The following is a 22,187-nucleotide window of genomic DNA, read 5'->3' as shown; positions in this document are numbered from 1 at the left end:
TACCGGATTGGGCCTGGCAGTACGCGAGAAAGGGCGTAACGACCCATACCCTTGCTGACTTGACGGTTTGATATTACTGCCCAAACACCCTGTTCGGTAGCCACAACGCCAGGCCCGGGAACAGCAGGATAACGCCAAGCATGGCGACCATCAGCAGCACGTACGGGAGGGCCCCGCGGATGATGGTCGCCAGTGGTGCCTGGGAGAGGGCCTGCAGGGTGAAGAGGTTCATCCCCACCGGAGGTGTGATCATCGCGACTTCCAGGTTGATCACCAGCAGCACCCCGTACCAGATCGGGTCGATGCCCAAATGCAGCATCGCCGGGAGGATGATCGGGGTGGTGATCAGGATGATCGCGATCGATTCAAGGAACATCCCCAGGATCAGGATCAGCAACATCATGACCAGCACGAAACCCAGGGCACCGACATCGGCAGCCACCAGGGTTTCGACGATCTGTTGTGGAATACGCATCTTGATCAACACGTGCGAGAAAACCGTGGCGCCGGCGAGAATCAGGAATAGCATCGCTGAAAGTTTCACTGATTCGATCGATGATTCCCACACCTCACGCCAGCCGACTGTGCGGTAAATGACGACAGTGACCATCAAGGACAACCACGCGCCCACTGCTGCTGCCTCAGTTGCGGTAAAAATGCCCAGGTACATGCCGCTGAGGACAATGATTGGCAGGAGCACAGCCCATATCGATTTGCGCAGAGCCTCGGCCATCTCGCGCAGGGATGCCCTCTTGGGGCGTTGTGTCGTGCTGTCCAGCATGCCCCTGATGACGGCCCAGGCCACGAAGAGCAGCACCATTGCGACACCGGGCCCGATACCGGCCATAAACAGCCTGCCGATAGATGTATCGGTGGTCACTCCGTACAGGATCATCGGACTGGACGGCGGTATGAGAATCCCCAATGTCCCGCCGGCGGCGACTACGCCATAGGCCAGGCGCGGGTCGTAGCCGAAACGGAGCATCTGCGGAATCGCGACGGCACCCACCGTAAGCGCGGTCGCCACGCTCGAACCAGAGATCGCGGCAAACACGCTGCAGGCAATAATGGTCGCCACTGCAAGGCCGCCGGGCAGATGACGAGTGAAGGTATAAGCGGCATCGTACAGATCATCGACGATGCGCCCTTTGATCATCAAGTTTGCCATGAAGCCGAATAACGCAACTGCCACCAGCAGGTATCGGTTGATCTCATGGAAGACGATGTCCATCACGGGGCCAAGGCTCCCTTGCACCAGCAACAGCAGTGTTGCGCCATAAAGCATCAGCGCCGCGAAGATCGGCATGCCGGTGAACAGCAGGATCAACAGGATGCCGAGGATCGGCACCAGGATCATCGCGCCGTTTCCCGGGCGGTCGGCTTCAGCAAGGTCTCGACGTTGCGCCAGAGCAGCTCGATGGCGACGAGTGCCAGCAGCATGCCCCCCAGCGGCAACAACAGTTGCAGCATCCAGAGCGGCAGTTCCAGGTGTCCCTCGGTCAACGAGCCGAGCGTCCTTGAAAACCGTGCGGTATTCCAGCCGTTGACGATCAGCAGCCAGGCGACAGCCAGTACGCCCAGATTCGCCCAGATATTCAGGCAGACCGCTACGCGCCCCCTCGACAACGAAGTGACGATATCAACGCCGATATGCCCGCCCGACGCCAGCACCTTGGGAGCGCCCAGCATGACGATGGCGGTCAGTGAGAGAGCGACGATCTCATCACTCCAGGCCGGCGGCGCGCCTGCCAGGTATCGCATCGCAACGGCCAGCCCTATCAATGCCAGGTCCATGAGCACCAGCAGTGCGGCGAATGCCATGGCAACGTTACTGGTCACGCCTACCATGCGTCCATAAAGGCGCAGCGGGCGGCTGTCGCTGAAGCCCGCCGGGGGTGTCATCGCAGCTGCTCGATCAGCGCGAGCAGGCGTTCACCATCGTCGCCTGCACTGTCCAGGAACGCCTTGCGGACGGCAGGCTGCATGGCCTGGCGGAGTTCTTCGACCTGGGCCGCGTCGAGTACGACTACCTCCATACCGCTGTCCACCAGGTTTTTGATGTCCTGCGAACGCACGCCTTCATGGGTGCTCAGCGAACTCTGGACAGCATTGTCCGCCGCGCGCTGGAGGCCCGCCTGGAGTTCGGCGGGCAGGTTGTCCCACCAGTTCGGGTTCACGACAAGATTATCGAACGCGAGGAAAACAGTGGACGCCGCACCGTACTTTTGCACTTCATGGAATTTGCGTGAGTAAGCCGCGGCGACACCGGTCACACCGGCGTCCAGCACTCCCGTCTGGAGCGCCTGGTAGACCTCGGACCCCGGCATCGCTACCGGCGCAGCACCCATGGCTTTCAGGCCGGAGTCGAACAGCTTGTTGAAACCGCGGATCCTGACGCCCTGGAAGTCGGCCGGCGAGCGCAGCAACCGGTTCGACGAGGTGAAGATCAGATCATTGGTATCGACGATCCAGGCGATATTGACGACGCCTTTTTCGCGGATTTTTTCATCAAGCAATTTCGCCGCCGGCGAATGGATAAAGGCCTTCTGGCTGGCCGGTGAACTCATCAGGTAGGGGATCAATGTCACCGACATTTCCGGAATCACGTTGCCCCACTGCAGGTTGACGATGGCCGCCGCTTCGATTTCGCCCGAGGCGACCGCCGCATGCTGTTGGCCTGGTTTGTACAATTGCGCGGCCCCGAATATCTGCACCTCGACTCGCCCATGGGTGTGCGCGGCTACATCTTTCTTGAACTGCTCAAGGCGCAAGGCCGAGTGATGGGCTGGAGGAAACTGATGACTCAGGCGCAGGGTGAATTCCTGCGAGAAGGCCAGCGAGATGGACAGCGCGAACGCCGCCATGGCGGTGATGACGAACCTGACTGTTTTCATGGGGTTTCCAGTGTGTCGGTATTCAATTCAGGAACAGGTCGGGCGTCAGCGCGCCGCCTTGCGGGTCGTAGCGGTACTGCTCGAACTCGGTCTGGCCGTGTTCCGCCAGCAGCTCTTCATCGATCAGCAGGCGGCCGGTGATGTTGCGTCCGCTGCTGGAGAGAATGGCGCGGGCGGCGTCGGCCATGATGGCCGGCGTGCGGGCGCGCTTGAAGGCCTGGCGTCCGCCGAGTTCGAATTCAATGGCGGCGGTGGCAATAATGGTCTTGGGCCACAGTGAATTGACGCTTATGCCGTACTTCTCGAACTCATCGCTCATGCCGAGGGTGAGCATGCTCATGCCGTACTTGGTGATGGTGTAGGGGGCATGCTGGGCGAACCAACGGGTGGAGAGGTTCAGCGGCGGTGAAAGATTGAGGATGTGGCCGTTGCCGCTGCGCTTGAGGTAGGGCAGGGCGGCCTGGCTGCAGACCATCACCGCCCGGGTGTTGATCTGATACATCAGGTCGAAGCGTTTCGGCTCAAGATGCTCGACGCCCATGAGACGAATCGCCCCCGCGTTGTTGACCAAGGCGTCGATACCGCCGAAATGTTCTGCGGCCTGGCTCATGGCTGCGCCTACGGCCGTCTCGTCGCGCACGTCCAGTTGCAGGGGCAGGGCCTTGCCGCCGGCGGCTTCGACTTCTTGCGCCACGCTGTAAATGGTCCCGGGAAGTTTTGCGTGGGCCTCGGCACTCTTGGAGGCGATCACAATATTGGCGCCATCAAGGGCGGCGCGTAGAGCGATCTCGCGGCCAATGCCGCGGCTGGCGCCGGTGATGAACAAGGTTCTGCCGGAAAGGGACACTGTGGTGCTCCTGTGCTTGTCTGGGGACTGGAGTGAGTCTTGCGCAAAGCGGGTCGCTCGCTTTCAAGAACCGCACGCAGTTAAGACAAGTTGTTTCCCGATGCATATAGGATCCTTCCCTGATTCCTGTAGGACCTTTCCGCAGCCATGGTGACAATAGGCCTACCCGGTCCTTTGCCGATACAAAAGCGCAACCAGCCTATACATAAGTACCACCTCGCCTGGCCGGGCGCTGTCTAGGGTATCGGTTCGAATTCACGAACCGGAATGCCCATGACGACGATCCAGAACACGGCCCGCCCTGACCCGATCATTGCCGATCTCTACGCGCGCCATCTGCCGAACCTTCCACGCGATAAATTCCCGCCGACCGCGGAGCAGGCGTTGAGCCTGCTGACCCGGTTTGTCGATTTGCTTGCGCCCTTCAACGTGGCCCTGGAGCGCTGGGGCGATCGGAACTTCATTACCGCCATCGGCACCCAGACTGTGGTGCGGCAGGAGGCTGCTCGGTTGCAGGCTGTTCCGCTGGAAAACCTCGATGCGATTGCCGTGTGCAAGGTCTTGGGCCAGCTGAGCATCGCTGCCTGGGAAGGCTTGGCACCTGAAGTTTCATACCCTGCCGAAGCACCTCACGCCCTGGCACGCGCCGAGTTCAGGCAGGCGTTGGTCGAGCAATTGCAGGAACGCAGCCGACAGGCGTTGAGCGAATATGGCTGGGCTCTGCTGGCCAACCTCGCTGATGACAGTTCCTTGCGTAACCAGCAACAAGCCTGGGTCGAGACACTGAGCAAACGGCCTTCGCCGATCGAGCTGCTGAGCTCCGCAACGGGGCTGCTTGCCCTGCTGCAAGCCGAAATGCACCAAGCCTTTGCGACGCTTGCCAGAATCGACACCTTGGCGGATTTCGAGCAAGTGGCGGTGACGAAGCACGGCGTCGTCGATGCGAAGCCGCGAACCCTGGCATCGATCATCTTCACCAGTTTCACCAAGACCGAACTCTTCGATATCGACGACGCCTACGAGTTCTTCGACAAGCGGCCTGGTCAGTTGGAATATCGGCTGCTCGTGAATGGTCGGCAGCTCACCGCATTCGCCGCCCGCATCCAGGCGTTCGGCGATGGACAGGCACTCGAGGCTGATTCCGCCACGCTGGCCGAAGCTTACCGCCGACGTTTCCAACTACAGGCGCGCCTGGCCTGCGCCGACGCCGGGGTGCGGCCCGACGATTTCCAGACCTTGCGCGACGTGTCGGAAGTGCGCGGCGCCAGACCCCTGCATGGCGATGATCCGGCTGCCGAGGCCGAGGGCCGAATCCGGGTGACGGCCCTGTACATCGAGCTGCCGGATGGCAGCCGCCGACAGCTGCACGGCGTGCTGGTGATCGGCACGCGGGCAGACAGCACCGCTATGCTCGTTGCCCCGCACCTGGGCATCGAGCCGTTTTCCGACCTGACGGCGCTGCGGGTCGAGGTGGAGCGGCGTTTTAATGACCCCGGTCTGTTCCGGCCCTGGTTGGGTTACATCCAGGCCCAGGATCGGGCGCTGGTCGGTTTCCACGACCCTGGCGTGAAGAAGCGCTGTCGTTACCAGCAGTTGAACGGCGACGTATTCGAGCACCTGGCACAGAGCAATCTTGAACGGTTGCGCAGTGACCTGGAGCAGGCCTATCGACACGTCCCCGCGACCGGCTCCTTGAGCGAACTGGGCCAACGTATCGACCGCTTGCTGACGAGCGAAACCACACGATTGACCGAGGCATTGGCGCTACGGACGTTGCGGGCCGCCGAAACCATCGGTATTGAATCGCTGCTGCAGGCCTGCCACCTGCAGGCCCGCCCGGGTGTGGCGTTACCGTTGCAAGGCATGCCCGAGGGCCTGTCGTTGGTGCAGGTTTTTCCGGGGCAGCTCGCCGACGACGCACCTGAGCCCGTCACTGACAACAGCCATGCCGACAGGCTCAAGGCTTACTTCGGCACAGCCGAGGTTGCCCGCATGACCGCCCAGGTGTTCGCTGCCTTGCCTGATCACTACCCCATCCGTGTCGACGCATCGCCAGACCTGGCCAGGTGCGTGGCGCGCAGGCTCTGGGCCGCGCGGGCAACCCCGGCCGAACTGGCATGGCCTGATCGGGGCGGACGTCACCAGGTCTTTCATTTTCAGGCCGGGTTGCTTGACCCGGCCAAGCCAGCAAAGGCTCACGACAAGCTGGCGCTGGCCAATGCGCTGTTGACCACCGGCGCGGCGGTTGACAGCTGTTTTTCCTGCGACGAATGGATCGAAGCCCAACTCATCACCCAGAACTGGCGACGCGCTGTGGTTCACCGGCACATCAATGGCGGCACCGCCATGCCGGATGTCGAGGCCCTTTGCACGGCGCTGGAGGCGCCCCGTGCCTTTGACTACAGCGAAGCGTCTCCCGACAAACTGGCCGAAGAGATCAATCCGCTGCTGGATGCGCTCATCGATTCGCCGGCCTTCGAGCGCTTGCAACAAGCACTGCTCAAACCCGCGGGCTGGCCCGTCGATACCGACGCGGAGCGAGGCCAGGCGCTCGCGCTTTCGGCGATCACCGATTACCTCTATCCACCCGAGGAACACCGCGCCGGTTATCTGTGCGGCTTCAACCTCTACGACCCAGCCCTGGGGGACCATACCTGGCAACAGGTGCTGGACGCGCTGTGGGCACACCTGCGCGATTATTTCCCCCGGCATTCGGAGTGGGCGGGCAGCCTGGCCGCGGTCATGTTGCTGCGCCGCCATGCTCCTGAGTTCCTGGTCCGGGGCCGGCCCGCCACACTGTTATACGGCCGTACGCAGACCGCGGTGGATTTTCGCCATGCCGTGGCGCTGGCGCAGGCAACGGTACCCGGGCTCGCCTGGCGCAAGCGTTTCAGCGAACTCGAAACCTTGTGGGCGAGCGTTCTTGCGCAACCCCTGACGCAGGTCCAGCAAGCCGCCTGCGCGGCGCTGCGCAACGACGCCTCGATCTATTTCGCGATGTGCCGAGGCAAGTTGGGGGCCGGTGGCCTCGACGAAGTCTCCGATGACGATGCACGACGGGCGATCGAGTTCACCTGTGCAGATGCCGAGCGCCGGGAGAAGAACCTCAACGCGTTGCTCGAGTCACCGCCGGACAGGAAGGAAATGGCGCGCGCGCAGATGAAAATCGATGCGCCCGGCGTCGATCAGAACAAGGAGCGATTGACGAGCCTGGCGGAGAAAGAGCGGCTCAACGGTTTTCTGATCAACCTTGCCCAGTGGATCGGCAAGCTGGTCACCACACAGTGGAGGGGCCCCTACATGTCCAACGTCGAGCGCTACATGACCGATGTGGATGATTATGGCCTCAACGACGATGAACTGGGGTTTGGCGGTAAAGGACTCGGTGGGCCGGCGTTGACCAGGCGGTTCGAGACGGCTTACGAGCGTTTCGAGCAGGCCAGCCAATCCGCTCAGCGCGAGAAAATGATCGACGCCATCTTCGATCTGCCCGCACACCAGCGCCGCGAGTTGCTGGCTGTCGATCGAGTGGTGTCGGTGAGCTTCAAGGATGCCGAGGGCAAGCCAGACAGGCTCGGCCATTTCGGTTTGCTGGCGCTGGGAGACGGTTATGCCTACGAACTGTTCTGCCCCTCCGGCACCGTTCGCAAGGTTGCTCTTGAATCCGGCCCGGACGTTCGCACCGATGAATATTATGGCCCGCCGGTTTCATACCATAACGGTATCCTCGACGTTCATGAATTCGCCGGGCTTCCGCACCTCGACGCGGCGGCCTATATCCAAGGACGCGAAGGCCTCGCCAGGGAACAGGTGGGCAAGTTGGAATATCTGTTCGAAAATCGCTACCGGGCCACCCATCCGAACAACGTGGTACCGCAGCGCCAGGCTGTCGAGGGGTTCTGCAAGTTGATGGTAGAGCGCCACTTCGCCAAAGTGATCAACCAGTTGCGCGCCTTCTACCGGCGTCGTACGCCGCTGGAGAAGCACTACCAGCAATGGCATCAAGCGCTTGATACGCCGCTGAGCTTCATCGTGCCTTTCTACTCGCTCTACCTGGATATCAAGCACGACCGGGTCGGCACTGCCACGGTGGTGTTCACGGCGTTGGAGATCGTCACCTTCCTGCTCCCGTTTCACGCTGCATTCAGGAGCGGCTACGCGGCGTCGGTGACGCTCGGCAGGGTGGTCGCCCGCACCACGAGCCTGGGCGTGTCGAAGGTCGCCTTGCGGCTGGCCAAGACTGGCGCAGCAAGCGCTGCCTTCAGCAAAGTCCTGCTGGTGGGAACGCTTGAAGCCTTGAATCCTGTGCCGTGGGGCCTGCTTGCGCTGCTGGGCCGGGCCGGGTGGAAGGGCGCCAGGATGCTGAACGAAACGCTCTGGCGCCTGCGCCAGATTCAGGGGCATTTGGGCAGCGCTTTTGCCTTGGCAAAAGAACAGGTCCGTTATACCGGGATGAGGCGTGCAGCCCTTGCCCCGAAAAGGCTTTTGAATTTGCCCGCAGTCACCCAGGGTCCCGTCGAGACGGTAGCGGGTAATTTTCGTGCGGATTTCAGCTGGGGCAATCGCAAGCTGAGCATCGCGCAGCAAATCGACCTGCATGCGCTGGGCGTGGACGTCAGCGGCGTGGTTCCACACAACCAACTGTATCGCTTGGGCGACGCTGAATACATTTCCATGCAAGGCAACCTGTACCAGGTTCACCGCAGCGCAGATGCGCAACTGCGCATTCACCGTGGTGAGCACCGCGGCCCGCTGGTGGAATACGTCGAGCAACAATGGCGCCTGGCTCAGGGCGGGCTGGCTGGCGGGATGTTTCCGGCAGGCACGCCGCAGCCTTCAACCTCGCGTCAGATCACCTTGCCCATGGAGGGCGTGGAAGGAGCGCCCCCCGATTTCCAGGTGCGCATCGCGGTTCAGGTTGTGTATGACGCCGCTGAAGGTGGATGGCGAGAGAGGCGCGGCGGCCAGCTCGGCGCCATGCTCTGGCGCAACGCCGAAGGCGAATGGCAACGTGGTTCGCTCAGCGAATTCCGTAGCCGGCCGGCGCTATTGGAACACGCAAGCAACCTGCTGACCGTCGAGTTGCCTGCATTGCCAGCGGTGCCGCTGCAGCTTGAACCGGTTCCGGCCATCATCCACTATCTCTGGATAGGGCGGGACCCACTTGGGCGCGATGCCCTGGCCAATATGGCGATCAACGCACGCCAGGCCCCGCGCTTCCAAAGTATCTTGCATGTGGATCTGGACGCCGATTCACTGCAGCGACTGACCGAGCAAGCGGCTGAACTGATGCCAGGCCTGGTGATCAGGAACCTGAACGACGAACCGTTTTTCCAGAACCTGAGCGGCACGCCTCTCGGCGCGCAATATCGTCATATCACTGGTGCCGTGCAGCCTTACTATCCGGCCGCCTCGCACGTGTTGCGCTACCCATTGATGAATGCCTATGGCGGCATTTACCTGGACGTTGACAGCGCCATTCTGACCTCCATCCCGCTGGGTCAGCTCGCTGCCACTGACGACGGGCTGTTGCTGGGCAACTGGGTCGCTAGCGCGTTGGGCTCCGGCTATGCGCCGAGCCATTTTGCCAGTCGTGCGAACAACCGGACCCTGCAGGCGATTTCACTGGAAATGACGCAACGCTATCAAGCCGGACGAGCCCATTACGACAGTATTGCACCGAGGGAAACCCGCCAGCACCTGCTGGACTTCTATCGCGAGCACTCCAGGCTGACAGGCACCTCATTATTCAATGCGGTGCTGGCGCCAAGGCCTGAATACCCGCTGATGCGGCAACTCGACTCGCCAAATACGCTTGGCATATACGATGCGGCATACGAGCGATTGGCTTTCGAAGCGCTCATGCGGCACTTTCCGTTTGCCACGCTGCATCCGATCCAGCCGACCCGGGTGCCGAATTGGCGGCAAGCCTTGGCCCGGTTCGAAGCGCCGCCCCCGGACGCGGTATTGCTGGACCACATGCGGGCGCTCGATGTTCCCGGTGATTCCAGTTCCGAAGCGGCACTGGCCGCCCTGGCCGCCCTGCGTGCGCAAGGACGAAGCGCTGAGGCGATTGCCGCGACCTTATCGACAATGGGATTCCAGCGCGCGAGGATGGCCGAGGCGCTCGATCAAAGGCAATTACTGCTGTCTGCCAGCTCTCCAGCTCGCATTGAGGAGCACCGGAACCTGTGCATAGCGCTGATGGCCCACTGGCAGGCCGATGCCTGGGCAACCGAGTTGAATCTGCCCCGAACAGTCTTGCGACTCGGCAATGTGCCTGTTGAGTCGCTTGTCGACCTGCCGCCTTGTTTTTATTCGAGCGTGCACGGTTTGCGGTTGGGGCCAGGGGTACGTTGGTTTAATCGGGAACCTCTGAGCAGGTTCAATAACCTTTCGCGCCTGGAGGTCGACTGCTCCGACCTCATGGGTTTTTTTGTTCCATCTTCCCAGCACGTTCCGCAATTGCTGCATCTGAGCCTGCTCAACATGCACGACGCCGCACGTCATCTGGGTGCCATTCGACGGATCGCCACGTTGCAAAGCCTCGACCTGACCGGTGCGAGGGGACTCACGCCGCCGGACAATGCGATTGTCGACCTGAGCGACTTCGGGTTGCGCTCGATTATTCTGGACGGCTGCAGGCTTCAGGCTTTCCCGATCATCGATTTCGGCGTGACCGAGCAGTTGTCCCTGGTCAACAACCGGATCGACGCCGTGCCTACGGGATTGCTGGCCAACCCGACCAGTACCGCACGCCACATCGAGGTGAGACTGGAGGGCAATCCGCTGCCGCAACAGGTTCGGGGCAGAATCCTCTTCGCCAACGGTGAGAACCGTCGATACCGGTTTGTCATCGACGACCGGCCGTTACCTGCCGAGCTGGGCCGGCATGTGGAGATCTGGCGGGCGGAGTCGGCACGGATTCGCGAAGTCTTCACCGAGTGGGCGCAGGCAAGCAGCTCCACCAGGCCCGTGCCCGATACTGTCCGCGTAGCCCGCGAACGGCTCGGCGCGCAGATGTTCGAGGCCCATCAACGCTACCGCAGCAGCGGCCAGGGCGCGACGCTGGTGCTGGAGTTGTTGACGGAGCTGCCACCGGACAATCTTCCAGCGTATGCCTACCAGGCGGTACACGACCTGGAGTTGCGGCGCCCTGGCCTTGCTTACCATGAGCTCGGTCAGTTCATAGATCGTTTCCAGGCTCTGCGCAGCCTGACCATCAGCAGCCCGACAACGTCGTTAGGCAGGCTACCCGACGTAATTGGCAGATTACCCGAACTCATGTGGCTGGAGTTGATGAACCTGGGGATCGGAATCGACCAGTCGGCAATGGACCTGTTCGCCTCGGTTGCCAACCTGATACACCTCAACCTGAGCGGTAACCGCTTGGGAGTGATCGACAACGCAACGGCCCTGGCCAATCGCTTCGGTGCCAACGCGGGCCTCTATCTCAGCCGTATGCATATTGAACGGTTTCCCCACTGGATAGACGCACACTTGCTATCGAGCCTGGAAGAACTCGACCTGTCCGAAAATCTCCTCACCCACATTCCGGAAGAGGTATTCAGCAACGAAGGCAATCACCAAGCGTCCACCGAAGTAGTGCTGGCAGGCAACCGGCTCGATCCAGCGCTTTCCCAGCGATTGCTCGACTCGATGACCGCGGTGCAGCAGGGTATCCCTCGCTTTACCTTCGAACTGGATGACTTGCAGCTTGATCACTTCGCTCAAGCGGGACAGATTCCTGCGGTCAGCGTCGAGCCATGGCTTGAAGGACTCAGCGAAGTTGAAGCCGCGCGTCGCCAGCAACTATGGCAAGACCTTGAGCAACAGGCAGACGCCTCGAACCTCATGACCATGGTCAATCAACTGCGACAAACCAGAGATTTTCTTCATGCCGCCCACCGACCTTCTCTGATCAATTCAGTCTGGACGGTACTTGAGCAGGCCGGAAACAACGCAGTTCTGCGCGGCCGAATGAATGGGATGGCCGAAGAAGGCGCGCGGTTGCGTGGGCAAATGGCTACTTGTACGGACGGCTTGCGTGTCGAGTTCGTCCCGATCGAAACCCACGCCCTGGTCCATCAGCCGCTTCCGGCCGGCATGCCGGAGGAGCGACGTGGTGCCTGGCTCTACCAGCGGCTACGTGCCAGCTACCGTGCCGAGGCGCTCGAGTTTGTTGCCAATCGACAGGCTGGGGCGCGCGATGTGGCCGAGGTGCGCATGGCTTATCTGATTGGCGCTCGCGTCCCCCTCGGCTTGCTCGCCGCGCCTCGTAGCATGGCATCTCCGGGATCTGCTCGGCTCAGTAGCGGCGAAGTGTCCAGGGCGGTACAGGATGTTCTGCAGGAGGAGCGCCGGGGAGGCCTGCTCAATTACGGCCAACTCCAGTCGTTCTGGACCCAATATCTGCGCGAACACTACGCCAATCGTTTCGCTAGCCTTGAAGCCGAATATCGGCAACGGTCAGCGGGCGTTGATGATAGGTATCCCGACACTGGCGACCAATGGGCAGCCAGTCAGAGGGAGCAGGCCAGGGTGTATGAGGAGGATCAGGAACGGCTGATACACGAGCTGACCGCCGAGGAGGGCCGCGCGTTCAATCTGGCTGAGTGATCAACCTATACATATGTACCGCCAAAGCCACCAGGCACCCGCAGAAACTGAAGCCTTCACGATAATGGAGGTTTCTGATGTCAACCTTGGCTCACCGCTCATTTATCCGCAGCCGGCTTCCCGCCTGGCTGCTTGATGCAAGTCCCGCCGAACAGGCCAGGATGCGCCAGGCTGCCCTCAGCCTGGCCAGTGCCGGGTATCGGTTGACCGACGCGATAAAGGTTATCCCCTCGATACGCGATTTCGCGCTACCGCGCTTGCAACCGGCCATGGACCGGTTGTTTGGCGCGCCAATCGACCTGGAGTCGTCATTCCTGGTCAGGCCCAACGACCGCGAAAACCATTCGCTGTTTGACTGGGCGCTGTACAACTTCACCCAAGCCGATGCCCAGGCGAAAGCTGGCGTCAAGGGCAGCCGTTTCGAGATTCGTACCGATAGTGCCCTGATAGCGAGACCAAGGCTCAACGAGTTCGCAAGCCTGTGTCGCGACCTCGACATCGGTGCCGCTTATCAAACGGAGCTGGAGCGCCGGATACCAACATGGCCGGACAATGTGAATAATCCGCCGTCCCTTGTAATAAAATACCTCGAATATCGTCGGGCACTGCTCCAATACGATGCGCAACGGGCCCGAATCCAAGGCCTGCTGGACGCCGAAGGCGAGCGCATCCTGGCTAACTTCCGTATACAACTCGATGCCGCCCATCCCGTGGAAGCCCTGGCAACGGTATTCGTCAGCGGCCTTGCATTGAACATCAGGGAGGGCGCGGATCATCCGGTGGGTTTGCGTGGCGTACGGGTGTATTGGGCCCGGCACCCTGCCACCGCCAAGGGAAAGGTACCGTTGGTGGTGCATATTCCCGGTGACCCGGTCACGCCGCTCAAGCAATATGCCGGGTCGTTCGATTTCGCCAAGGAACTGTTCGGCCGCCTGGCCCGCACCGGTGATGCCGTGTTCCTGCGCAGCCTGGTGCCGTTGCGCGACCGGAGTTGGTTCGACAAGATTGTGCAGCACAGGCCGAGGAATGAAGAGCGGGACATTATCGCGGCCGCAGTGCCTGATAAATACTTTCACGGCCTTTATCAGGAATGGCGCAGCAGCGTGCTGACACGTTCATCGGAGGTCGCCAGGCCGGTGGCTCTGATCGACCACAAGGCGCTGCCGGACAACACCGAATGGTGGCTGACCCTGGAACTGGAAGTCGTCGCCCTGATCGCTCTCAGTGTGGCTGGCGCCGAGGTCGTGGAATCCGCGGCAGTGTTTCTCGGCATCCGGCAACTCATCCGCGATGTTTATGAAGGCATTCAGGAACTGAGCCAGGGCCACCTGCGCGAGGCGATTGAGCATCTGTTCGAGGCTGCGCTGGACGCCGGTCTGGAGGCAACGGGCGAATTCGCGGCCAACAGCCTGGTGGGCGAGATGTTTCCCGTCCCCTTGGCCAATGATAGTTTACGCCTGTGGCATGGGCTCACCGAGGGATTCATCGCCAAACGCTCACCCCCGGCTGGCCTGGCACCTGACGATTTTGGCATCTGGCGTGCCGCAGGCCGAGCCTGGATCAAGGTCGGCGAACACTTCTACGAAGTCGTTGGCGATGAGCGTTCGCTGCGCCTCAAGTTGCCGGCGGATTATGCCGGGATGGAGCCGGCGCTTGAGTGGAGCCGAGCCAGAGGGTGGCGCTGGGCTTATCAAAGCCCTTTGTGCATGGAGGGCTTTAGCCTGCTGCGCGAAGTCATCCCGGAATTTCGAGGGTTGCGCGATATAAGCCTGCAACGCGCCCAATGGTCGACTGGCATCATTGATGAGCAGCTGCGCTATGCGGCAGTGAACGACAAGCCATTGCCGGGGCAGTTGCTTTACATGGCTCGGCGCTTCGAAGCACGCGAGCAGTTGCTGGAGGCCGAGGTCCGTTTACGCGCCGGCGAGGCTTTGCCAAGTGTGCCGCGGGGCATGGTGCAAATGCTCACTCAACTGCCCGGCTGGCCAGCCCAGCGGGCGTTTCGTTATAGCGGCGAAGCAGGCACCTCCTTCGCCTCGCCAGGAACCGGCGCCGAGCTGCTTCTCGACGTGGCGGATTTCAGAGCCGGTCGTTGGCAGCAGCGGTTGCTCGCACAGCTTGGACCAACCGAGGTGCGTGCACTTTTGGGCGAGGGAGCATCAGCGCAGGCACCGGCGATTCTCCACCAGCGCCTGGCCGATCGACTGGCCGACAGGCTGAAGACCAACGGGTATCCGCTGATCGACGCCTTCGCCGATCTCGACGCCTTTACCGATCTTGAGAAGCGTCCCGGTGCGGCGCTGATGCATCGCCTGTTCCCGAGCCTGCCGGGGCCCATGCTCGATTCGCTGCTGGCAAGCGTTACCGGCGAGGAGCTGCAAGGGCTGTTGGCCGGTCGGGTGTCGAACAGCCTTGCCAGGCGAACGGTCGAGGCCCTGCGCGAGCTGCGGATCTCCCGTGCGCTGGAGTTCATGCTGGCCTCCGAGGCGAGTAATGATCGCGACCGGCTGGTCATGGCCCTGATCGGCCCCGAGGTGCATTACATGGACGAACGGGTACGGGTCCAGCTCCTTCTTGACAAGGGATTTATCGGTGGTCCGCTGAGGGTGGGCAGGAAGGGACCGATCAAGACTATTCGCCGCACCGCAGGCCACTATCAGTTGTTTGACGAGGTGGGCAAGGAACTCACCGCGCTGACCAACCTTGAAGTCGCCTTGTCGCGCATATTCTTCAATAGCCAACCCAACGCCATGGATCTGGCCGTTCAGGGGCAAGGTGACCTGCGTGCTCGCCTGTTCGAACGCGCGTTGAAATCCCGTGCGTCGTTGCGCCTGCACCTGGGCATGCTCGCGCTGACACCGCCGAAGCTGCGGTTACTGGGCGGCTATCCGATGATCGACCGTTCGGCGCTGGTATCGGTGCGCCGCACACTGGACGAACGCCTTCGGGCTTTGTACCCCGGCCAAGGCATCAGCGCCGCCGTAAAGGCTGAATTGCAGGCGCGTAGCATCAGTACCGGCAGGGCCATCGAGTTGTTGGTGAATGACAAGGAGATTGAATGGAGCCGGCTCGACTTGAGCCTGCGCAATTGGGAGACGGCAACGGGTAAGCATCATGAAGTTGAACACGACAACCCGGCTGTTCGGCTGGAGGCACGTCAGCATTTTGGCGAGGAGTTGCGTATATGTTGGCGGCGCGAAATGACTTCCCCCTTGATTGAAGAAGGTAGAGTGCGGCAAGTCTTCTCCTTGGCGGTGGAGGGCGATACGGTCGGGGTGCTGCCGAGCATCGACGCTGATTTCAGCCATGTCGAGCTGCTGATTTTGCATGATATGGGCCTGACGCCCGACCCTTCGCACTTTCTGCGTCTGTTCCCTCGCGTAGCGGCACTCTGGCTCAGTAAAAATCGTCTGACCCTTTGCCCGCCGGCAATTGCGCAGATGCCGCGGTTGCGACTGTTGCACCTGGGCCGCAACCCGATCGTATTTGATGACCAGACGTTTACCCCACTGCTCGCGGCGGGGGCGGGCTCTGAACTCCAACAAATGGATTTGTCAGGAACCGATACCTCGAAGGACGCCGAGGGGCCCGGCGGCGTCTCTGCCATTGGGGCGCTGGGCCGGTTACCCAGGCTGGAGGAGTTGGTGTGGTCGGACAATGAAGGATTCGCGCCAGCGCAACTCCAGGCCATCGGGCGCTTGATTCGATTGAAATTGCTCGACCTGACGAATTGCCGATTGCGCCTGGACGCTCAAAGTGCTGCTTTTGTGGCCCGGTTGGCCAATCTGCGGCGCCTGAACCTGGGCGCAAATATCATCAGCGAACTGCCGGACCTGACAGGATTATCCCGGCTGACCAACCTGGATCTTTCCCTGGCACGGATCGAGAGCGTTCCCTTGGCCGTCATCGAGCTGCTGCGACGCGATCCCTTGGGGCTGCTCGCCGTTGACCTGTCGGGCAATCGCATTACCAGCGTCGAAGCCCTGTTGCCGACGCTGGCGCGCCCGCTTGGCCAGGGCGAGAGGATGGTTGTGGCCTTGGATGACAATCCTCTGCCGACAGAGCAGATCGAGCGTCTGCGCGGCACCGGGCAAAGCTTTGCCTATAGCCGGGACATCTGGATGGGTAATGAAACGGTGCAACGCCGGTTTGAAGCCCTGCGCCAGAATCCTGCCGATGGACAATTCCTGGATTGGCTCAGCGATGCGGTGAAGCAGAGCGAGGGTGATGATTTCCGTCCCTATCTCGATAGCGGGAGGGATCGCGCCCTGGCCATTGCCGGGTGTTTTTTCCAGCTGGACGCAGAGACGGCGCAGCTGGCAGGGCTTGTTCCCAATCTCGATGAACGTTTTGACGCGTTTCGAAAGCGCATTTGCCAGCGTTTGCAGCATCTGCACCTGTCCATCCTGGATGTGGGGGCGCCGCCGATCCTGGACGAGCTGGAAACGCACCTCGCGATCTTCCTGCGCTGGTGCCGCGCGACGGCTCAGCCCCAACAGCCACCCTTCGCCTCGTTCATTCATGATCTCTTCGGTGCCTGGCAGGAATACCTGAGTGATGTGCAAAAATGGAATGACATGCGTATCGCCAATGACGCTACCCAAGAGCGCTTCGTCCAGCGCCTGCTCGAAACGCAGGGGGCATTCTCGACATGGGAAAACCCGCAGTACGGCGACCTTTACTGGTTCCCCTACCTTGAAGAAATGTCGGCGCGTTGGGCCAACTTCCAGGCGCAGTGGGATGCGCTCGGCGAAACCTTGACCGAAGCTTCCAGCGCGCCTGTCGACACGTCCCAATGGCCGCAGGTGCTGCGCGAAAACCTGGCGGCCCCCGCCCAAGGGCTTCCTGGCCCGACGCTGGAAGCGGCGGCCGACGTGGACTGGGGCAGCGCCGCTGTCCAGCTCAGCGAGGACCAGTATCGCAGGGCATGGGCGATATTTCGTGCGGTGAAGGCCAGCGAGGCCGAGCGCGTGGCCAGGGAGGCTACCGTGGAGTTGGTGGGGCCCTGGTGGGCAGGCAGGGGCGTGCCATAGGCCATGTTGGGAAGGCTGGTGGTGGTCGGTCTTCTCGGGGGCGGCTGGGTTGTGATGGGGCGGCAAGGTGTGGCGAGGGCTTGGCTTGGGTGTCTTTGGAGGGAGTTGAACGTGCCTTGGTACCTGTCAACTCTGACAGTATCGCTGCGTTGAAAACGCGCCCTTAATTTGCCAAAGGCTGACGATCAGGCGCAACGGCGGGTTTCTCAGGGCTCGAATCCGCTCCTCGCCCGATCAAGCTTAGGTGCCATGGTTCAACCATGGGTGAGCGAATTGATTGGAGCATGAACAATGACAGGCACTCGCGACTTACCGACTGGCCAACAGGTGCGGGCGGAGTATCGTAAATGGCTTTTGCTCAAGCGCAGGGAAAGCCGGCAAGCTGACAACCACCTGCCTCCCGAGATCGTTGACAAGATTGCCGGTGACCTGGACGGCTTGATGCACATCGACAAAATCACCGCGCCACTGCAGGTAAAGATTCCCATCTGGCCCGATCGTCCCCCTCTTCCGGCGCTCAAGGATGTTCTCTATCTGGATTGGCGTCCGGTCACCGTTCCCGAGAGCGAGTACCAGAACTTTCAACAGGAGGACATCGCCGGGCCGCCCGATGTCCCCGACGATCAGTTTCCCCTTGAGCGGGCAATACCCTTGCAAGTGTTTGAGAATTATGAGGGAAAATTCGAATTCAGGTATCGGGTACAAGCATGGAACGCACCCACTCAAACGAGTTCCGACCCGGCGCCTGTGACCATCGACAGAACACGTCCGCTGGGGCCGCCGCCGAGTTTCGTGCCGCTCGCCGTTATCGCGCAGGACGGCCCCCTTATCACCACGGAGCTGCTGGAGCAACACTCAGGACTGAGATGCGAGATTCCCGACTTGGTGGAAGACAAGAAAGAGTCTGTCCTCGTAGCGCTGGCCTTACTGGCCAGTATCCCGGACGATTTTCCAGAAGCTGGAGAGTTGGCGTTTGTAGGCCTCCTGCCCGCGGACCGGAACATTGTGATACCCAAGGATAAGGTCATCGCCCTTGGCTCCAGGAAGCAGTACCTTGCCTACGTCCTGTTCGACAAGGCGGGGAATCGTAGCGACATGTCCTTACCGACCACCCTACAGGTTGCCCTCGGCGCTCTGCCCGCTGATTTGAAAGCCCCGGAAGTACCTCTGGCGGCTGATGGTCTGATTGATCGCGCCGATGGCGCCACTCCGACGCAGGTGCGCATCAACGAGTATACGAATTGGACGCGCGATGACGGCATTGTGGTCAAGTGGGGAACGGACATCGCTCGAACCGCCGTGGGTACGCATTTGCCATTTCCCTTGTTGATCACCGTGCCCTGGACGCACATGAGAGCCGAATACGATTTCGACGCAGGGGGCGCGCAATCCACAGAGGTTGACTATATCGTCTTGCGGGGCGACCACCCCACGTCTTCGCCGGGCAAGATCGACGTCGATGTCGATCTCGACATACCGGGGCCGGATAACCCCGATCCGGAGCCGACCAACCCGGCGTTGGGTCTGGTCAGATTCGAAAGCTTTAGCGGCAGTGCCACCGACTTGACCATGGCCGATGTGGGAGAGCCGGCGACAGGGCATATCAATTTACCCCAGACCCTGTTGGATGTGCTGGAAACGGACGATAAGCTGACGCTGTATTGGAATGGTGAACCTGTGACTTCATCGCCTTATCTCATCACTGGCTCTGAGGTGGCCGATGTAGAGATTCCTTTCGAGATTCCGTGGGCAGATATCGAAAAAACGCCGGTCATGGATGACTTGCCCATGCACTACACCTTGACCCGTGACGGTTTCGTCAATCCCCAGGAGTCGCAGCGCACACATATAGACGTGGTGGTCGAGGTGGTGGATCTTCCCGAAACGACCTTCCCGGATAGGGAAGGTACGTATCCGCTGAATTGCAACGCATTGATTGAAAAGAATGGGAAGTGGGGAATCCGCGTTCATATTCCGCCGTCGGATTACTTGAAGGAAGGCGAGACGGTGACGGCCACGTGGCAGACCTATGACAAGGACGGAACGACCCCGATACCCGATACCTTTCTTTCGGAAGACATAACTGTCGACCCTCAGCAAGAGTCAAACGGTATCGACTGGTTCATCGAGTACGAAACATACCTCAAGCCCACCTATGACGCTGATCAGTACGGTTGGGGCGAAACGAGCTACAGCATGTCTGTTCGTGGCACCACCGTTTCCTCCGAACCGGAGCGCGTGATGATCGCGGTTTTCGAAGGTGCCGGCCAGCACTGCACCATCCCGAGACCCATACCCTGAGCTTTCCGGAAGTAGAGACAGGAGGACGCGTGACTCCTGTCGTTCGGTTTGGCCTGTTTTCCGGATTTCAGATAAGTCCTACATATTTTAAGAGCGTTAATTCCTAATCTTCGCACCCGCACAAGTTCAGGCGCTCAGTTGCCGGGCGCTGAACGCCTACTGGAAATCTTTACCCGTGGTGTCTGATGAAAATTGAATACGCTTTTGCGCTACGTCCACTGCCCATGTTTGTGAGGTGGTTGACGATCATGCCGTTGTTACTGACCAGTACCCATTCATTCGGCCGCATTGTCGATAATGGCGAGCCGGCGTTTATCGACGGCAGGGACGCGCTGGACAACTATCTGGTCCGGGGCGCCTCAAGCTTGACGGCTAACGGCGCCAGCACCCAGGAGATCGTTGTCGAAAACGGCTCATCCGTCACTCTTGCGGGCACGACAGTGGTAGCCAGTGCCAGCACCTCCACCGGCATCGGTCTGGTGGACAGCGATGCGAGCCTGACCAATAGTCTCGTGACCGCCAGCCGAACAGCGCTGTCACTAGGCAGCGATACCTCGGTCGGCCTGGGCTCCAAGGCGACGGTCACCGGGAGTACCCTCACGGGCGGCGTGGTCGGTGCCGTGGTCGGCGGCACCAGTGAGCTGGTGCTGAGCCAGAGTACGCTCATTGGTACGAGTGGCTTTGGCCTGCAACTGGCGAGTGGCCGGGTCTCCGCTACCAACAGCACAATCGTCGGCGGCACCAACGGTGTCTTGCTGCTCACCGATCAGACCGTGTCGCAGCCCGGCCGCCTGACATTGGATGGCACGACGGTGCAGGGGCAAAGTGGCGCGGCGATCCTGGTCAATGACTTCGGCTTGCCTGCCACCACGGCAGAGATCCTGGTGGGCAATCGTTCCACCCTGGCAGGGGGAAACGGCAAGGTCCTGGAGGTCAAGGGAGTCTCGACCGCCAATATGATCATCGATAACAGCGATGTGAACGGCGATATCAGTGCGGATGTCGGCGCCACCGCCAACATCACCTTGCAGAACCAGGCAATTTTTACCGGGCGGCTCGACAACGTTGCCAGCCTTGCGGTGAATAGCCAGGCGCAGTGGAACATGGTCGATAACGCCAGCATCGGCGACCTGTCCATGAATGGTGGTACGGTCCAGTTCGGCAGCCCGACCGAGTTCTACAAGCTCTCGGTTGCCAACCTTTCGGGCAGCGGCCTCTTTGTCATGGACGCCGACCTGGTCACAGGCCAGGTCGATACCCTTGAAGTCACCGGTACCGCCACCGGCAGCCACAGCGTGCTGATGGGCAGCAGCGGCGCCGAGCCGACCAGCGCAAGTTCCATTCCGGTGATCCACATCGGCGCCGGCGATGCGCAATTTTCGTTGCTCAACGGGCCGGTGGATCGCGGGGCGTTTTCCTATGAGCTGGTAAAAAAGGGCGATCAGGACTGGTACCTGGACACCACCACAAAAGTGATCAGCCCCGGCACTCGATCCGTACTGGCCCTGTTCAACACCGCACCGACCGTCTGGTACGGCGAACTCAGCACGTTGCGCACGCGCATGGGCGAGGTGCGGATGGACAATGGCAAGGCCGGCGGTTGGATGCGCGCCTACGGTAACAAGTTCGATGTCGACGCCAGCTCCGGAGTGGCCTACACACAAACCCAGCAAGGCTTGTCGTTCGGTGCCGACGCCCCCTTGCCATTCGGGGATGGCCAGTGGCTGGTGGGCCTGCTGGGTGGCTACAGCAAGTCGGACCTGGACTTGAGTCGCGGCACCAGCGCCAAGGTCGACAGCTATTACGTGGGTGCCTACACCACCTGGCTGGATGAGCCCAGCGGTTATTATTTCGACGGTGTCCTCAAGCTCAACCGGTTCCAGAACAAGTCCGACGTGCAACTGAGCGATGGCAAAAAAACCGAAGGGCGTTACGACAACCATGGGGTCGGCGCCGCCCTCGAATTCGGCCGCCATATCAAGCTGGCTGACGACTACTTCATCGAGCCCTATACCCAACTCTCCGGGGTGATCATCCAGGGCCAGGATTACGATCTGAATAACGGCCTGAAAGCCGAGGGCGACCGTACGCGTTCACTGCTCGGCAAGGCCGGTGCCACTGTCGGGCGTGACTTCGATCTGGGCGATGGCCAACGGGTGCAGCCTTACCTGCGCGCGGCCTATGCCCATGAGTTTGCAAAAAACAACGAGGTACAGGTCAACGAGGTCATGTTCAACAACGACCTGTCCGGCTCGCGTGGTGAGCTGGGGGCGGGCATTGCCGTGAATCTCAACGACAAGGTGTCGATTCACGCCGATCTCGACTACAGCAAGGGAGACAGTATCGAGCAGCCGTGGGGTTTCAATTTTGGCGCTCGCTATCGCTGGTAAGGGTCTGAAGAGGTACCCGGGAACATCATTGTTCCCGGTTGATACCGCCGCCGATGCCTCATCGCGATAAAACAGCAACTGACGAATCTGCGGGGGAACATTT

At 60.9% G+C, this 22,187-nt stretch carries 8 protein-coding genes and 1 pseudogene; 5 read left to right on the top strand and 4 right to left on the bottom strand.

The window, feature by feature from the left end; genetic code table 11:
- Positions 1 to 73 precede the first annotated feature (73 nt).
- The 4 genes from J3P91_RS20390 to J3P91_RS20375 are packed head-to-tail and all read right to left on the bottom strand — an operon-like array spanning position 74 to position 3,741.
- A complete protein-coding gene (locus J3P91_RS20390) occupies positions 74 to 1,357 on the bottom strand; it encodes a TRAP transporter large permease (protein WP_434601560.1) in 1,284 nt (427 codons plus the stop codon).
- Positions 1,354 to 1,902 carry a TRAP transporter small permease gene (locus J3P91_RS20385; protein ID WP_434601559.1) on the bottom strand — a complete coding sequence of 183 codons (549 nt, stop codon included), beginning with the start codon at positions 1,900 to 1,902 and terminating at the stop codon, positions 1,354 to 1,356. The genes J3P91_RS20390 and J3P91_RS20385 overlap by 4 nt, the downstream gene beginning before the upstream one ends.
- On the bottom strand, positions 1,899 to 2,894 hold the full coding sequence (locus J3P91_RS20380) for a TRAP transporter substrate-binding protein (RefSeq protein WP_434601558.1): 996 nt from the start codon (positions 2,892 to 2,894) through the stop codon (positions 1,899 to 1,901). The genes J3P91_RS20385 and J3P91_RS20380 overlap by 4 nt, the downstream gene beginning before the upstream one ends.
- 22 nt (positions 2,895 to 2,916) lie before the next feature.
- Positions 2,917 to 3,741, bottom strand: a complete 825-nt coding sequence (locus J3P91_RS20375) for an SDR family oxidoreductase (protein ID WP_434601557.1) — start codon at positions 3,739 to 3,741, stop codon at positions 2,917 to 2,919.
- A gap of 273 nt (positions 3,742 to 4,014) precedes the next feature.
- Between J3P91_RS20375 and J3P91_RS20370 the strand changes: the two genes are divergently transcribed.
- The 5 genes and pseudogenes from J3P91_RS20370 to J3P91_RS20350 all read left to right on the top strand — a co-directional run bounded on the left by J3P91_RS20370 (position 4,015) and on the right by J3P91_RS20350 (position 22,084).
- Complete coding sequence (locus J3P91_RS20370; RefSeq protein ID WP_434601556.1) at positions 4,015 to 12,360, top strand: NEL-type E3 ubiquitin ligase domain-containing protein; 8,346 nt, start codon at positions 4,015 to 4,017, stop codon at positions 12,358 to 12,360.
- A gap of 77 nt (positions 12,361 to 12,437) precedes the next feature.
- Positions 12,438 to 13,283, top strand: a pseudogene (locus tag J3P91_RS20365) (dermonecrotic toxin domain-containing protein); the annotation flags it as partial.
- A 30-nt stretch (positions 13,284 to 13,313) separates the two neighbouring features.
- Positions 13,314 to 17,393, top strand: a complete 4,080-nt coding sequence (locus tag J3P91_RS20360) for a hypothetical protein (RefSeq protein ID WP_434605255.1) — start codon at positions 13,314 to 13,316, stop codon at positions 17,391 to 17,393.
- Between the two features lie 291 nt (positions 17,394 to 17,684).
- Positions 17,685 to 19,694: a hypothetical protein gene (locus tag J3P91_RS20355; protein WP_434601555.1), complete on the top strand. Its 2,010-nt coding sequence runs from the start codon at positions 17,685 to 17,687 to the stop codon at positions 19,692 to 19,694.
- Between the two features lie 248 nt (positions 19,695 to 19,942).
- Positions 19,943 to 22,084, top strand: coding sequence for an autotransporter outer membrane beta-barrel domain-containing protein (locus J3P91_RS20350; RefSeq protein ID WP_434601554.1), 2,142 nt, complete (start codon positions 19,943 to 19,945; stop codon positions 22,082 to 22,084).
- Positions 22,085 to 22,187 lie beyond the last annotated feature (103 nt).

This window comes from Pseudomonas sp. Z4-7 (genome assembly GCF_051131965.1).
GTDB lineage: Bacteria > Pseudomonadota > Gammaproteobacteria > Pseudomonadales > Pseudomonadaceae > Aquipseudomonas.
Note: the sequence above shows the minus strand (reverse complement) of the source record. Positions and strands in the feature narration are given on the sequence as shown.

Excerpts from the sequence above, each read along its gene's own strand:
- J3P91_RS20390 (WP_434601560.1), bottom strand. The coding sequence starts at position 1,357 with ATGATCCTGGTGCCGATCCTCGGCATCCTGTTGATCCTGCTGTTCACC.
- J3P91_RS20385 (WP_434601559.1), bottom strand. The coding sequence starts at position 1,902 with ATGACACCCCCGGCGGGCTTCAGCGACAGCCGCCCGCTGCGCCTTTAT.
- J3P91_RS20380 (WP_434601558.1), bottom strand. The coding sequence starts at position 2,894 with ATGAAAACAGTCAGGTTCGTCATCACCGCCATGGCGGCGTTCGCGCTG.
- J3P91_RS20370 (WP_434601556.1), top strand. The coding sequence starts at position 4,015 with ATGACGACGATCCAGAACACGGCCCGCCCTGACCCGATCATTGCCGAT.
- J3P91_RS20355 (WP_434601555.1), top strand. The coding sequence starts at position 17,685 with ATGACAGGCACTCGCGACTTACCGACTGGCCAACAGGTGCGGGCGGAG.
- J3P91_RS20350 (WP_434601554.1), top strand. The coding sequence starts at position 19,943 with ATGCCGTTGTTACTGACCAGTACCCATTCATTCGGCCGCATTGTCGAT.